The organism is Streptomyces sp. ERV7, assembly GCF_001653515.1.
GTDB lineage: Bacteria > Actinomycetota > Actinomycetes > Streptomycetales > Streptomycetaceae > Streptomyces.
Genome location: NZ_LYOY01000029.1, coordinates 234,792 through 248,174, shown reverse-complemented (window position 1 = coordinate 248,174; position 13,383 = coordinate 234,792). Strand labels below are relative to the sequence as shown.

Annotated in this window: 11 protein-coding genes; all 11 read left to right on the top strand. The window is 70.7% G+C overall.

What is annotated here, in order from left to right:
- Position 1: 1 nt before the first annotated feature.
- Positions 2 to 823, top strand: coding sequence for a hypothetical protein (locus A8W25_RS07435; RefSeq protein WP_067160760.1), 822 nt, complete (start codon positions 2 to 4; stop codon positions 821 to 823).
- Between the two features lie 151 nt (positions 824 to 974).
- Complete coding sequence (gene uvrC, locus A8W25_RS07430; protein ID WP_067160757.1) at positions 975 to 3,023, top strand: excinuclease ABC subunit UvrC; 2,049 nt, start codon at positions 975 to 977, stop codon at positions 3,021 to 3,023.
- A complete protein-coding gene (rapZ, locus tag A8W25_RS07425; protein ID WP_067157832.1) occupies positions 3,020 to 3,961 on the top strand; it encodes an RNase adapter RapZ in 942 nt (313 codons plus the stop codon). The genes uvrC and rapZ overlap by 4 nt, the downstream gene beginning before the upstream one ends.
- Positions 3,958 to 4,980, top strand: coding sequence for a gluconeogenesis factor YvcK family protein (locus A8W25_RS07420; RefSeq protein WP_067157829.1), 1,023 nt, complete (start codon positions 3,958 to 3,960; stop codon positions 4,978 to 4,980). The genes rapZ and A8W25_RS07420 overlap by 4 nt, the downstream gene beginning before the upstream one ends.
- Positions 4,971 to 5,960, top strand: a complete 990-nt coding sequence (gene whiA / locus A8W25_RS07415) for a DNA-binding protein WhiA (protein ID WP_067157826.1) — start codon at positions 4,971 to 4,973, stop codon at positions 5,958 to 5,960. Before A8W25_RS07420 ends, whiA begins: the two co-directional genes overlap by 10 nt.
- A 202-nt stretch (positions 5,961 to 6,162) precedes the next feature.
- The gene (locus A8W25_RS07410; protein ID WP_067157824.1) at positions 6,163 to 9,108 is read left to right on the top strand and encodes a M14 family metallopeptidase; all 2,946 of its coding nucleotides are present in this window, start codon (positions 6,163 to 6,165) and stop codon (positions 9,106 to 9,108) included.
- A gap of 269 nt (positions 9,109 to 9,377) precedes the next feature.
- On the top strand, positions 9,378 to 10,385 hold the full coding sequence (gene gap, locus A8W25_RS07405; RefSeq protein WP_067157822.1) for a type I glyceraldehyde-3-phosphate dehydrogenase: 1,008 nt from the start codon (positions 9,378 to 9,380) through the stop codon (positions 10,383 to 10,385).
- Positions 10,386 to 10,502: 117 nt separating this feature from the next.
- Positions 10,503 to 11,714, top strand: coding sequence for a phosphoglycerate kinase (locus A8W25_RS07400; protein WP_067157819.1), 1,212 nt, complete (start codon positions 10,503 to 10,505; stop codon positions 11,712 to 11,714).
- A 5-nt stretch (positions 11,715 to 11,719) separates the two neighbouring features.
- Positions 11,720 to 12,496: a triose-phosphate isomerase gene (tpiA, locus tag A8W25_RS07395; RefSeq protein WP_067157816.1), complete on the top strand. Its 777-nt coding sequence runs from the start codon at positions 11,720 to 11,722 to the stop codon at positions 12,494 to 12,496.
- Between the two features lie 110 nt (positions 12,497 to 12,606).
- Positions 12,607 to 12,843 carry a preprotein translocase subunit SecG gene (gene secG / locus A8W25_RS07390; RefSeq protein ID WP_067157814.1) on the top strand — a complete coding sequence of 79 codons (237 nt, stop codon included), beginning with the start codon at positions 12,607 to 12,609 and terminating at the stop codon, positions 12,841 to 12,843.
- A gap of 109 nt (positions 12,844 to 12,952) precedes the next feature.
- On the top strand, positions 12,953 to 13,288 hold the full coding sequence (locus A8W25_RS07385) for an RNA polymerase-binding protein RbpA (RefSeq protein WP_003976875.1): 336 nt from the start codon (positions 12,953 to 12,955) through the stop codon (positions 13,286 to 13,288).
- Positions 13,289 to 13,383 lie beyond the last annotated feature (95 nt).

Genomic DNA, 13,383 nt, shown 5'->3' with positions numbered 1-13,383 from the left:
GATGACCGTGCGACGTCTGTCCTCCCGCGCCGCCGTCGTGGCGCTGCTCACCGGCCTCGCCGGCCTGGCCGCCCCGTACGCCTCGGCCGCCGAGAACCCCACCGCGACCGCCGGCTCCAAGGCGGCCGCCCACCAGGCGGCCGCGGACCCCGCGACCCTCGGCACGCTCTCCCGCTTCTTCGCCAGGGACGGCAAGGTGTCCCTGGCCGCCGCCGCCCCGCGCGTCCAGGGCGACCCGGTGCCCGTCTACACGCTCTCCCCGGAGTTCGTCGCCGGGCGGGCGGGGGCGCCGGTGGCGAAGCTGGAGTACCTCGCCTCCACGGCCGTCTCCTCGGACGGCCAGAAGGCCTCCCTGTGGACCGTTCCGCAGGGCACCACCTGGAAGGTGGTGAACATAGCCACCGGTGACGACGAGGCCCGCTACGCCGCGGCGGGCGCCGGGCGGCTGCCGGGCGGCACCGTCTTCCAGGAGCCGCAGATCAACGCCTGGTACGTCCAGAAGGGCGCCACCGTGCTCCCCCTGGACGAGGACGCGGTGCGCGCGGTCGGGGCCGGGGGCACGACCCTGGCCGCCTACCGGCAGCGCGTCCAGCGGGCCTACGGCGACAAACTGCCCGGCTCCGCGTACGCGCAGTCCGGCAAGGCAGGGGGGTACGGGCAGACGCCCGAGGAGGCGCGGGCCCAGGCCGCAGCCGCCTCCGCCGGCCACGGCGGCGGCACGGCCGCGACCGCCTCGGTGACCGCCGGTGCGGGCGCGCTCGCGGCGGCCGGCCTGGGCGCGGTGGCCCTGCGTCGCCGCAGGCGAGGGGCGAAGCCGGCGTAGGCCGTCGGACGGACCGCGTGACCGGCTGCGGCTCGTGCGTGGCTGGTCGCGCGGTTCCCTGCGCCCCTGAAAGGCGGCACCTCCCCGAGTCCCCTCAGGGGCCGCGCCCCTTGAAGCCGCGTTGTCGGTCCCCGCCAGTAGGGTGGTGGCCATGGCAGACCCCTCCACCTACCGCCCCAAGCCGGGACAGATCCCCGACTCGCCGGGGGTCTACAAGTTCCGGGACGAGCACCGCCGGGTGATCTACGTCGGCAAGGCGAAGTCCCTGCGCCAGCGGCTGGCGAACTACTTCCAGCCGCTCACCAGCCTGCACCCGCGCACGGCCACGATGGTCACCACGGCCGCGTCCGTGGAGTGGACGGTCGTCTCCACCGAGGTCGAGGCGCTCCAGCTGGAGTATTCCTGGATCAAGGAGTTCGACCCCCGCTTCAACGTCAAGTACCGCGACGACAAGAGCTATCCGTATCTGGCGGTCACCCTCAACGAGGAGTTCCCCAGGGTCCAGGTGATGCGCGGCGCCAAGAAGAAGGGCGTGCGCTACTTCGGGCCGTACGGACACGCGTGGGCGATCCGCGAGACCGTCGACCTGATGCTCCGCGTCTTTCCCGTACGGACGTGCTCCGCCGGGGTGTTCAAGCGCTCCGCCCAGATCGGCCGGCCCTGTCTGCTCGGCTACATCGGCAAGTGCGCGGCCCCGTGCGTCGGCCGGGTCACGCCCGAGGAGCACCGCGAACTCGCCGAGGACTTCTGCGACTTCATGGCCGGGCGCACCGGCACGTACATCCGCCGGCTGGAGAAGGACATGGCGGCGGCGGCCGAGGAGATGGAGTACGAGCGGGCGGCGCGGCTGCGCGACGACATCGGGGCGCTGCGCCGCGCCCTGGAGAAGAACGCGGTGGTCTTCACCGACGCCACCGACGCGGACCTGATCGCGGTCGCCGAGGACGAGCTGGAGGCGGCCGTGCAGATCTTCCATGTGCGCGGCGGCCGGGTGCGCGGCCAGCGCGGCTGGGTCACCGACAAGGTCGAGGCCGTCGACACGGCGGGCCTGGTCGAGCACGCCCTCCAGCAGCTGTACGGGGAGGAGACCGGCGACTCCGTACCGAAGGAGGTGCTGGTCCCGGCGCTGCCGGAGGACGCCGATTCGGTCGGCGCCTGGCTCGCCGGGCGGCGCGGGTCGCTGGTGTCGCTGCGGATCCCGCAGCGCGGCGACAAGAAGGACCTGATGGCGACGGTCGCGCGCAACGCGCAGCAGGCGCTCGCGCTGCACAAGACCAAGCGCGCCTCCGACCTGACCACCCGCTCCCGGGCCCTGGAGGAGATCGCGCAGGCCCTGGAGCTGGACAGCGCGCCCCTGCGGATCGAGTGCTTCGACATCTCGCACCTCCAGGGCGAGGACGTGGTGGCCTCCATGGTCGTCTTCGAGGACGGCCTGGCCAGGAAGAGCGAGTACCGGCGCTTCCAGATCAAGGGCTTCGAGGGCCAGGACGACGTCCGGTCGATGCACGAGGTGATCACCCGCCGCTTCAAGCGGTATCTGGCCGAGAGCGCCCGGCTGGGGGAGTGGGCGGACGGCGAGGAGGGCGAGGGCGCCGAGGCGGGTCCGGCCCCCTCCGGCGAGGTCCCGGCGCCCGGCGAGGCCCCCGTGGAGACCGGGCCCCGCACCGAGGACGGGCGCCCCAAGCGGTTCGCCTACCCGCCGCAGCTCGTGGTGGTCGACGGCGGACAGCCGCAGGTGGCGGCCGCCAAGCGGGCCCTGGACGAGCTGGGCATGGACGACGTGGCCGTGTGCGGCCTGGCCAAGCGCCTGGAGGAGGTCTGGCTGCCGGACGACGACGACCCGGTCGTCCTGCCCCGCTCCAGCGAGGGGCTGTATCTGCTCCAGCGCGTGCGTGACGAGGCTCACCGGTTCGCCATCACCTACCAGCGGGCCAAGCGGACCAAGCGGTTCAAGGCGAGCCCCCTGGATGCGGTGCCGGGCCTGGGCGAGTCCCGCAAACAGGCTCTGGTCAAGCATTTCGGCTCGGTGAAGCGGCTCCGGTCGGCGACAATCGAGGAGATCTGCGAAGTCCCCGGGATAGGCCGCAAGACGGCCGAGACCGTGGCAGCGGCCCTGGCGCAGGCAGCTCCGGCCGCACCCGCCGTGAACACGGCGACAGGAGAGATCATTGAAGAGGACGACGGGGGATCCACGAAATGACTGAGCACGACCGAACAGACGCAGAAGCTGGAGCCGCACACGTGAGTACGGGCACGACGAACGACGCCGCAGAGGCGGCCATCCCCGAGCTGGTGATCATCTCCGGGATGTCCGGCGCCGGCCGCAGCACCGCCGCCAAGTGCCTGGAGGACCTCGGCTGGTTCGTCGTCGACAACCTGCCGCCCGCGCTGATCCCCACCATGGTGGAGCTCGGCGCCCGGTCCCAGGGCAATGTGGCCCGTATCGCCGTCGTCGTCGACGTGCGCGGCCGCCGTTTCTTCGACAACCTCCGCGAGTCGCTGGCGGACCTGGACTCCAAGCAGGTCACCCGGCGGATCGTCTTCCTGGAGTCGTCCGACGACGCCCTGGTGCGCCGCTTCGAGTCGGTCCGCCGCCCGCACCCGCTGCAGGGCGACGGCCGGATCGTCGACGGCATCGCGGCCGAGCGCGACCTGCTGCGCGAGCTGCGCGGCGACGCCGACCTGGTGATCGACACCTCCAGCCTCAACGTCCACGAGCTGCGCGCCAAGATGGACGCCCAGTTCGCCGGGGACGAGGAGCCGGAGCTGCGCGCCACGGTGATGTCGTTCGGCTACAAGTACGGCCTGCCGGTCGACGCCGATCTGGTGGTGGACTGCCGCTTCCTGCCGAACCCGCACTGGGTGCCGGAGCTGCGCCCCTTCACGGGCCTGAACGAGGAGGTGTCCGGTTACGTCTTCAACCAGCCGGGCGCCAAGGAGTTCCTCAACCAGTACAGCGAGCTGCTCCAGCTGATCGCGACCGGCTACCGCCGCGAGGGCAAGCGGTACGTGACGATCGCCGTGGGCTGCACCGGCGGCAAGCACCGCTCGGTGGCGATGTCCGAGAAGCTGGCCGCCCGTCTCGCCTCCGAGGGGATCGAGACCGTCGTCGTCCACCGGGACATGGGGCGCGAGTGAAGGTGTACCGACGGCGCTCGCGCGGGCCGGTGCTGCGCACCGGCCGGGGGCGTGGCGCCCAGCCCAAGGTCGTCGCCCTCGGCGGCGGCATGGGTCTCTCCGCGTCGCTCGCGGCGCTGCGCCGGATCACCGGCGACCTGACCGCCGTCGTCACCGTGGCCGACGACGGCGGCTCCAGCGGCCGGCTCCGGGAGGAGCTGGGCGTGCTGCCCCCGGGCGATCTGCGCAAGGCGCTGGCGGCGCTCTGCGGCGACGACGACTGGGGCCAGACCTGGGCCCGGGTCATCCAGCACCGCTTCCAGTCCCAGGGCGAGCTGCACGAGCACGCGGTCGGCAATCTGCTGATCGTCGCCCTGTGGGAGCAGCTGGGCGACCACGTCCAGGCGCTCGACCTGGTCGGCAAGCTCCTCGGGGCGCACGGCAGGGTGCTGCCGATGTCCGCCGTCCCGCTGGAGCTGGAGGCGCTGGTCCGGGGCCACGACCCGGCCCGCCCCACCGATGTGGACACGGTCCGCGGCCAGGCCACGGTGGCGCTCACCCCGGGCGAGGTGCAGTCCGTCAACCTGGTCCCGGTCGACCCGCCGGCGGTCCCGGAGGCGGTGGAGGCCGTCCTGGACGCCGACTGGGTGGTGCTGGGCCCCGGCTCCTGGTTCTCCTCGGTGATCCCGCATCTGCTGGTGCCCGAGCTGCTCGACGCGCTCACGGTGACCAAGGCCCGCAAGGTGCTCTCACTGAACCTGGCGCCCCAGCCCGGCGAAACCGATGGCTTCTCTCCGCAGCGTCATTTGGAGGTTTTGGGACGACACGCCCCTAAACTCGCCCTGGACGTGGTGCTGGCCGACGAGGCCGCCGTGCCCGACCGCGAGTCCCTCGCCGACGCCGCCAAGCAGCTCGGCGCCGTGGTCGAGCTGGCGGCGGTCGCCGCGCCGGACGGGTCCCCGAAGCATGACCGGGAGCTGCTGGCCGCCGCGTACGACCGTATTTTTCGGATGCATGGAAGGATCGGCCCATGGCGATGACGGCAGCGGTGAAGGATGAGATCTCCCGGCTCCCCGTCACCCGGACCTGCTGCAGAAAGGCGGAGGTCTCGTCGATCCTGCGGTTCGCGGGCGGCCTCCACCTGGTCAGCGGCCGCATCGTGATCGAGGCGGAGCTGGACACCGCGATGGCGGCGCGCCGCCTCAAGCGGGACATCCTGGAGATCTTCGGCCACAGCTCCGAGCTGATCGTGATGGCTCCGGGCGGGCTGCGCCGCGGCTCGCGCTTCGTCGTACGGGTGGTGGCGGGCGGCGACCAGCTGGCGCGCCAGACCGGTCTCGTCGACGGCCGGGGCCGCCCCATCCGGGGCCTCCCGCCCCAGGTGGTCTCGGGGGCCACCTGTGACGCCGAGGCGGCCTGGCGCGGGGCCTTCCTCGCCCATGGCTCGCTCACCGAGCCGGGCCGCTCCTCCTCCCTGGAGGTGACCTGCCCGGGTCCGGAGGCCGCGCTCGCGCTGGTCGGCGCGGCCCGCCGGCTCCAGATCGCCGCCAAGGCCCGCGAGGTGCGCGGCGTGGACCGCGTCGTCGTCCGCGACGGCGACGCGATCGGCGCCCTGCTGACCCGCCTCGGCGCGCACGAGTCGGTGCTCGCCTGGGAGGAGCGGCGGATGCGCCGCGAGGTCCGGGCCACCGCCAACCGCCTGGCCAACTTCGACGACGCCAATCTGCGCCGCTCGGCGCGGGCCGCCGTCGCCGCCGGGGCCCGGGTGCAGCGCGCCCTGGAGATCCTGGCCGAGGAGGTGCCGGAGCACCTCGCGGCCGCCGGGCGGCTGCGCATGGAGCACAAGCAGGCCTCCCTGGAGGAGCTGGGCGCGCTCGCCGACCCGCCGCTGACCAAGGACGCGGTCGCGGGCCGGATCCGCCGGCTGCTCGCCATGGCGGACAAGCGGGCGCAGGATCTGGGCATCCCCGGCACCGAGTCCAATCTGACCGAGGAGATGGCGGACGGCCTGGTCGGCTGATCGGGGGAGGGCCCCCTCCGTTTCGCGTCGGTGCCCTTCTCGTACCGCTGTCAGACCCTGGGCTTCAACCAGCCGTGACCGGCGCCCACTTGGTGGGCGCCGGTTCCGGTTTCAGCACCCTCGCACGGTATTGACATGATCATGAAGTGTCATGAGCCTGGCGTCTGTCCACTTTCGTGGCACACAACAGCAAGGGGGGCCAATGAGACGCAGAGCGAGAGCGATCCTCGCCGCGGCTTCACTGCTCACGGCCGGTCTGGCGGCGGTACCAGCCGCCCACGCCAGTCCGGGCGGCCAGGGCGAAGGACTGTCCGTCTGGTACGCCGACGTCACCAAGGCGCAGCTGCCGCTGCTGCTGGCACAGGGCGCCGACAGCCAGGAACTGACCGCGCGGGTACCCGCCTCGGGGACCGCCAAGGTCGAGCTCTATCTCACGAAGAAGCAGGCCGGCACGCTGAAGAAGCAGGGCGTCGAGCTCGCCGAGCACACGCTCTCGACGGCGACCGAGAAGCGCCTCAAGGCCCAGGGAGACGGCGTCTTCCGCCCCTACAGCGGGTCGGGCGGCCTGCAGAAGGAGATCGTCGACACCCAGCTCGCCCACCCGGACCTCACCAAGGTCGAGTCCATCGGCAAGACCGTCAAGGGCCAGGACATCCTCGCCCTCAAGCTCACCAAGGGCGCGAACAGGGCCAAGGACGGCTCCAAGCCCTCCGTGCTGTACATGTCGAACCAGCACGCGCGTGAGTGGATCACCCCGGAGATGACCCGGCGGCTGATGCACCACTACCTCGACAACTACGGCAAGGACCCGCGGATCACCAAGATCGTGGACTCCACCGAGCTGTGGTTCGTGCTCTCCGCCAACCCCGACGGGTACGACTACACCTTCACCGGCACCCAGCAGCGGCTGTGGCGCAAGAACCTGCGCGACAACAACGGCGACGGGAAGACCGCCCCGGGCGACGGCGTCGACCCCAACCGCAACTTCCCGTACAAGTGGGGCTACGACAACGAGGGTTCGTCCCCCGACCCGGCCGACGAGACCTACCGCGGCCCCTCCGCCGGCTCCGAACCGGAGACCCGCGCACTGGACGCCTTCGAGAAGCGGCTCGGCTTCACCTACGCCATCAACTACCACTCCGCGGCCGAACTGCTGCTGTACGGCGTGGGCTGGCAGGTCGCCACCCCGACCCCGGACGACGTCCTCTACAAGTCGCTGGCCGGCACGCCGGAGAACTCCGCGATCCCCGGCTACCACCCCCAGCTCTCCTCCGAGCTGTACACGACCAACGGCGAGGCCGACGGCCACGCGGGCAACGTCAACGGGATCCATATGTTCACCCCGGAGATGTCGACCTGCCAGACCGCCTCCCGGATCGACCCCAATGACCAGTGGAAGCCCGGCGACTGCCAGTCGGTCTTCAACTTCCCCGACGACGAGAAGCTGATCCAGCAGGAGTTCGCCAAGAACATCCCGTTCGCGCTGGCCGTCGCCGACACCGCGCGCCACGCCGACCAGCCGGTCTCCCCGGTCGGCATCGAGGCCCCCGACTTCACCCCGGACGCCTTCACCACCTCGTACGCGCGCGGCGGGGACCAGGAGGTCGCCGTCACCGTCCGCAAGTCGGTACGCGACAAGACGCTCAACTACCGCGTCGACGGCGGCCGTACGCACACCGAGGACCTCAGGGCCTGGAAGGGCGGTGACGTCTACGGCGGCGAGGACAACATCCACTTCGACCAGTACCGGGCCACCGTCGAGGGCGCGGAGGCCGGCTCCAAGGTGGAGGTCTGGTTCACCGGCCGCACCCGGGCCGGCAAGGCGACCTCCAGCACGCCCTTCACCTACACCGTGGCCGACCGGCCCAAGGGCGACACCCTGGTGATCGCGGAGGAGGGCGGCACCGCGCCCGCCCAGCATGCCGCCGCGTACACCAGGGCGCTCGCCGACAACGGCCGGAAGTCCGCGGTCTGGGACGTGGCCACCCAGGGCGCCCCGAGCGCGCTCGGCGTGCTCAGCCACTTCAGGACGGCCGTCTGGTACACGGGCGCCGAGCGGCCCACCGCCGCCGTCACCCGGGCCGTGCGCGACTTCCTCAACGAGGGCGGCGAGCTCGTCAACGCCGGTGAGAAGGCGGGCGGCACGGTCGACCTCGGCGGCGCCGACTCCGACGACTTCGCCCAGTACTACCTCGGCGCCTACAACCGCGTCGGCCTGAAGTCCCCGCCCGGCTTCGAGGGCACCGGCGGCCTGGCGGGCGCCAAGGCGTCGCTCGGCAACGCGAGCGACAACCCGCTGGACCTGGCCGGGGCGTACACGATCACCTCGGACACCCTCAAGCCCGACCAGTTCCCGCAGTTCAAGAGCGCGGCCGCGGGCAGCTACCCGGGCATCCGCACCCCGTTCGAGCCGGCTGTCGGCGACTGGTTCGCGGCGGCCAAGCACCAGGACGGCGCCTATATGCGGCTGTCCAGGACCGCCGACCTGAGCGGTACGACGGCGTCCCAGCAGCCGAGCCTGCAGTTCCAGCTCAGCTATGACACCGAGCCCGGCTTCGACAACGTGATCGTCGAGGCGCACACGGTCGGGCAGGACGACTGGACGACCCTGCCGGACACCAACGGCGGCACCAGCCAGGCGGTGCCCGCCCAGTGCGAGCAGGGCTACTACGTCCAGGGCCACCCGTTCCTCGCGCACTATCTGACCGTCGGCTCCGGCGCCTGCACGGCGTCCGGCACCTCGGGCGCGTGGAACCGCTTCACCGGCTCCTCCAACGGCTGGCAGCCGGTCTCGGTCGACCTCAGCCCGTACGCGGGCAAGCAGGTCGAGCTCTCCGTCTCCTATGTGTCGGACCCCGGCTCCGGAGGGGTGGGCGCCTTCGTCGACGACACCAAGCTGGTCATCGGCGGCACCGCACAGGGCGCGGAGGGCTTCGAGACGGCGCTCGGCCCGTGGAGCGTGCCGGGACCGCCCGCCGGCAGCCCCGGCAACGCCGGCGACTGGGCCCGCTCCCAGGCGCTCTTCCACTCCCAGGCGGCCGTCACCACCCACGACACCGTGCTGCTCGGCTTCGGCCTGGAGCACGTGCCGTCGGCCGCCGACCGCAAGAACGTGATCGGCAAGGCGCTCCGAGCGCTCCGGGACTGATCCGGAGCGGGGTGCCCCCGCGCTGAGCGCCGGGGGCGCCCCCCCTGCCTCGACATCACGCTCCGTAGTCGGGACCAAGGTCCCTCCGGCGGCCCTTACCCGTTGGTAGGTATGGGCCGTCGGCCATGTCCGGGCTGTTCCGGCCGCTCATGGGAGTGCGCTCGATGTCACTCCACGGCTCCGGGAGAGGTAGGGTCATAAGCGGTCGGGGACATCCCATACAACTCGCCGGCGTCGAAAACCGGCGTACCTAACGAGGAGATCGGTTCGTGACGATCCGCGTAGGCATCAACGGCTTTGGCCGCATCGGGCGCAACTACTTCCGCGCGCTGCTGGAGCAGGGTGCTGACATCGAGATCGTGGCTGTCAACGACCTGGGTGACACCGCGACCACTGCTCACCTTCTGAAGTACGACACGATTCTGGGTCGTCTCAAGGCCGAGGTCACGCACACCGCCGACACCATCAGCGTCGACGGCCACACCATCAAGGTGCTCTCCGAGCGCAACCCGGCCGACATCCCCTGGGGTCAGCTGGGCGTCGACATCGTCATCGAGTCGACCGGCATCTTCACCAAGAAGGCCGACGCCGAGAAGCACATCGCCGGTGGCGCCAAGAAGGTCCTGATCTCGGCTCCGGCCAAGGACGAGGACATCACCATCGTGATGGGCGTCAACCAGGACAAGTACGACGCGGCCAACCACCACGTCATCTCCAACGCCTCCTGCACCACCAACTGTGTGGCGCCGATGGCCAAGGTCCTCGACGAGAACTTCGGCATCGTCAAGGGTCTGATGACGACGGTCCACGCGTACACGAACGACCAGCGCATCCTGGACTTCCCGCACTCGGACCTGCGCCGCGCCCGCGCCGCCGCCGAGAACATCATCCCCACCACCACCGGTGCCGCCAAGGCCACCGCGCTGGTGCTGCCCAAGCTCAAGGGCAAGCTCGACGGCATCGCGATGCGCGTCCCGGTCCCGACGGGCTCGGCCACCGACCTCGTCGTGGAGCTGGAGCGCGAGGTGACCAAGGACGAGGTCAACGCCGCGTTCAAGAAGGCCGCCGAGGGCGAGCTCCAGGGCATCCTGGCGTACACCGAGGACCCGATCGTGTCCTCCGACATCGTCAGCGACCCGGCCTCCTGCACCTTCGACTCCTCCCTGACCATGGTCCAGGAGGGCAAGTCGGTGAAGATCCTCGGCTGGTACGACAATGAGTGGGGCTACTCGAACCGCCTCGTCGACCTCACCGTCTTCGTCGGCGGCCAGCTCTAGGTCTGATAAGTCTCAGGGCAGGCATCTCGATGTGAGCACAGGGCTCGGGCAGCGCAACGATGCGCCGCACGAGCCCTGTCGCTTGCCTCGTCCTTCTCCAAGGAGTCGCAGAAACACATGAAGACGATCGACGAACTTCTCGCCGAGGGCGTCTCCGGCAAGCGGGTATTCGTCCGCGCCGACCTCAACGTGCCGCTCGACGGCACCGCCATCACCGACGACGGCCGCATCCGCGCCGTCCAGCCGACGATCGCCAAGCTCGCCGAGGCCGGCGCGCGCGTGGTCGTCGCCTCGCACCTGGGCCGCCCCAAGGGCGCCCCGGACCCGGCCTTCTCGCTCGCCCCGGCGGCCGCGCGGCTCGGTGAACTGCTGGGCGCGGACGTCGCGTTCGCCACCGACACCGTCGGCGCCTCCGCCAAGGAGACCGTCGCGGCGCTGGCCGACGGCCAGGTCGCCGTCCTGGAGAACCTGCGCTTCAACGCCGGTGAGACGAGCAAGGACGACGCCGAGCGCGGCGCCTTCGCCGCCGAGCTCGCCGAGCTCGCCGACGTCTACGTGGGCGACGGCTTCGGCGCGGTGCACCGCAAGCACGCCTCGGTCTTCGACCTGCCCGCGCGCCTCCCGCACGCGGCCGGCTTCCTCATCGCCACCGAGGTGGGCGTCCTGAAGAAGCTCACCGCCGACGTCAAGCGCCCGTACGTGGTGGTGCTCGGCGGCGCCAAGGTCTCCGACAAGCTCGCCGTCATCGACCAGCTGCTCGGCAAGGCCGACCGCATCCTCATCGGCGGCGGCATGGCGTACACCTTCCTCAAGGCCCAGGGCCACGAGGTCGGCATCTCGCTGCTCCAGGAGGACCAGATCCCGGTCGTCACGGAGTACATGGAGCGCGCCGAGAAGAGCGGTGTCGAGCTGGTCCTGCCGGTCGACATCCTGGCCTCGGGCGACTTCCCGGACCTGAAGACCAAGGCCCCGGCCGACTTCGTCACCGTCGACGCGGACAAGATCCCCGCCGACAAGGAGGGTCTGGACATCGGTCCGAAGACCCGTGAGCTGTACGCGGAGAAGATCGCCGACGCCGAGACGGTGTTCTGGAACGGCCCGGTCGGTGTCTTCGAGCACCCCGACTACGCTGACGGCACCCGGGCGATCGCGCGGGCGCTCCTCAACTGCGACGGCTTCACCGTCGTGGGCGGCGGCGACTCGGCCGCCGCCGTACGCACGCTCGGCTTCGACGAGAACGCCTTCGGTCACATCTCGACCGGCGGCGGCGCGAGCCTCGAATACCTTGAGGGCAAGACGCTTCCCGGCCTTGCCGCACTGGAGGACTGAACACCGTGACCACGCGTACCCCGCTGATGGCCGGCAACTGGAAGATGAACCTCAACCACCTTGAGGCCATCGCGCACGTCCAGAAGCTCGCCTTCGCCCTGGCCGACAAGGACTACGACGCAGTCGAGGTCGCGGTCCTGCCGCCCTTCGTGGACCTGCGCTCGGTGCAGACCCTGGTCGACGGCGACAAGCTCAAGATCAAGTACGGCGCCCAGGACATCTCGGCGCAGGACTCCGGTGCCTACACCGGCGAGATCTCGGGCCCGATGCTCTCCAAGCTGAAGTGCACGTACGTGGCCGTCGGCCACTCCGAGCGCCGTCAGTACCACAACGAGAGCGACGAGCTCTGCAACGCCAAGGTGAAGGCCGCGTTCAAGCACGGTCTGACCCCGATCCTCTGCGTCGGCGAGGGCCTGGACGTCCGCAAGGCCGGTGACCAGGTCTCCTACACGCTGGCCCAGCTGGACGGCGGCCTCAAGGACGTCCCGGCCGAGCAGGCCGAGTCGGTCGTGATCGCGTACGAGCCGGTGTGGGCCATCGGCACCGGCGAGGTCGCCACCCCCGAGGACGCCCAGGAGGTGTGCGGAGCGATCCGCGGCCGCCTCGCGGAGCTCTACTCGCAGGAGCTGGCCGACAAGGTCCGCATCCAGTACGGCGGCTCGGTCAAGGCCTCGAACGTGGCCGCGATCATGGCGCAGCCGGACGTCGACGGCGCCCTGGTGGGCGGTGCGGCACTGGACGCCGACGAGTTCGTCAAGATCGTCCGCTTCCGCGACCAGTGAGTATGCGGTAGCGCGGATCCGTCGTACCCTTGCGGGGGTCGGGCTCGGGATTATGGAATACGTCCCCCCGGCCCCCGTCGCCATATCAGTCCTAGGAAGTTGGTCCAGCCGTGATTGTCGGGTTCTCGATTGCCCTGATCGTCTTCAGCCTGCTGCTGATGCTGCTGGTGCTGATGCACAAGGGAAAGGGCGGCGGCCTCTCCGACATGTTCGGTGGCGGAATGCAGTCGTCCGTCGGCGGTTCCTCGGTCGCCGAGCGCAACCTCGACCGCATCACCGTCGTGATCGGTCTGCTGTGGTTCGCGAGCATTGTCGTACTTGGTCTGCTGATGAAGCTGGACAGCTGATCTGTCGTCTCCGCGTTCAGGGGTGGGTGTAACTACAATCACTGGACGCGCGTTGGGCCTTACGTAGACTGGGGCATCTTCGAGCACCATCACGCAGGGAGTTACGACCGTGGCAAGTGGCAACGCGATCCGGGGAAGCCGGGTCGGAGCGGGGCCGATGGGTGAGGCCGAGCGCGGCGAGTCCGCGCCGCGTCTCCGCATCTCCTTCTGGTGCTCGAACGGGCACGAGACGCAGCCGAGCTTCGCCAGTGACGCACAGGTTCCGGAGACGTGGGACTGCCCGCGCTGCGGTTTCCCGGCCGGTCAGGACCGGGACAACCCGCCGGACCCGCCGCGCACGGAACCGTACAAGACCCACCTCGCCTATGTGCGGGAGCGGCGCAGCGACGCGGACGGCGAGGCGATCCTCGCGGAGGCGCTCGCCAAGCTCCGCGGCGAGATCTGACAGCGAAGGGCCCGGCAGACGAACTCGGTTCGTCTGCCGGGCCCTTCGGTTTCGGCGCCGTCCACCGTCGCCGGGCCGTTGTCAGTGGCTCCCCC

Bases quoted from the DNA above. Each gene is read 5' to 3' on its own strand.
- A8W25_RS07410 (WP_067157824.1), top strand. From the start codon at position 6,163: ATGAGACGCAGAGCGAGAGCGATCCTCGCCGCGGCTTCACTGCTCACG.
- A8W25_RS07435 (WP_067160760.1), top strand. From the start codon at position 2: ATGACCGTGCGACGTCTGTCCTCCCGCGCCGCCGTCGTGGCGCTGCTC.
- rapZ (WP_067157832.1), top strand. From the start codon at position 3,020: ATGACTGAGCACGACCGAACAGACGCAGAAGCTGGAGCCGCACACGTG.
- A8W25_RS07400 (WP_067157819.1), top strand. From the start codon at position 10,503: ATGAAGACGATCGACGAACTTCTCGCCGAGGGCGTCTCCGGCAAGCGG.
- whiA (WP_067157826.1), top strand. From the start codon at position 4,971: ATGGCGATGACGGCAGCGGTGAAGGATGAGATCTCCCGGCTCCCCGTC.
- uvrC (WP_067160757.1), top strand. From the start codon at position 975: ATGGCAGACCCCTCCACCTACCGCCCCAAGCCGGGACAGATCCCCGAC.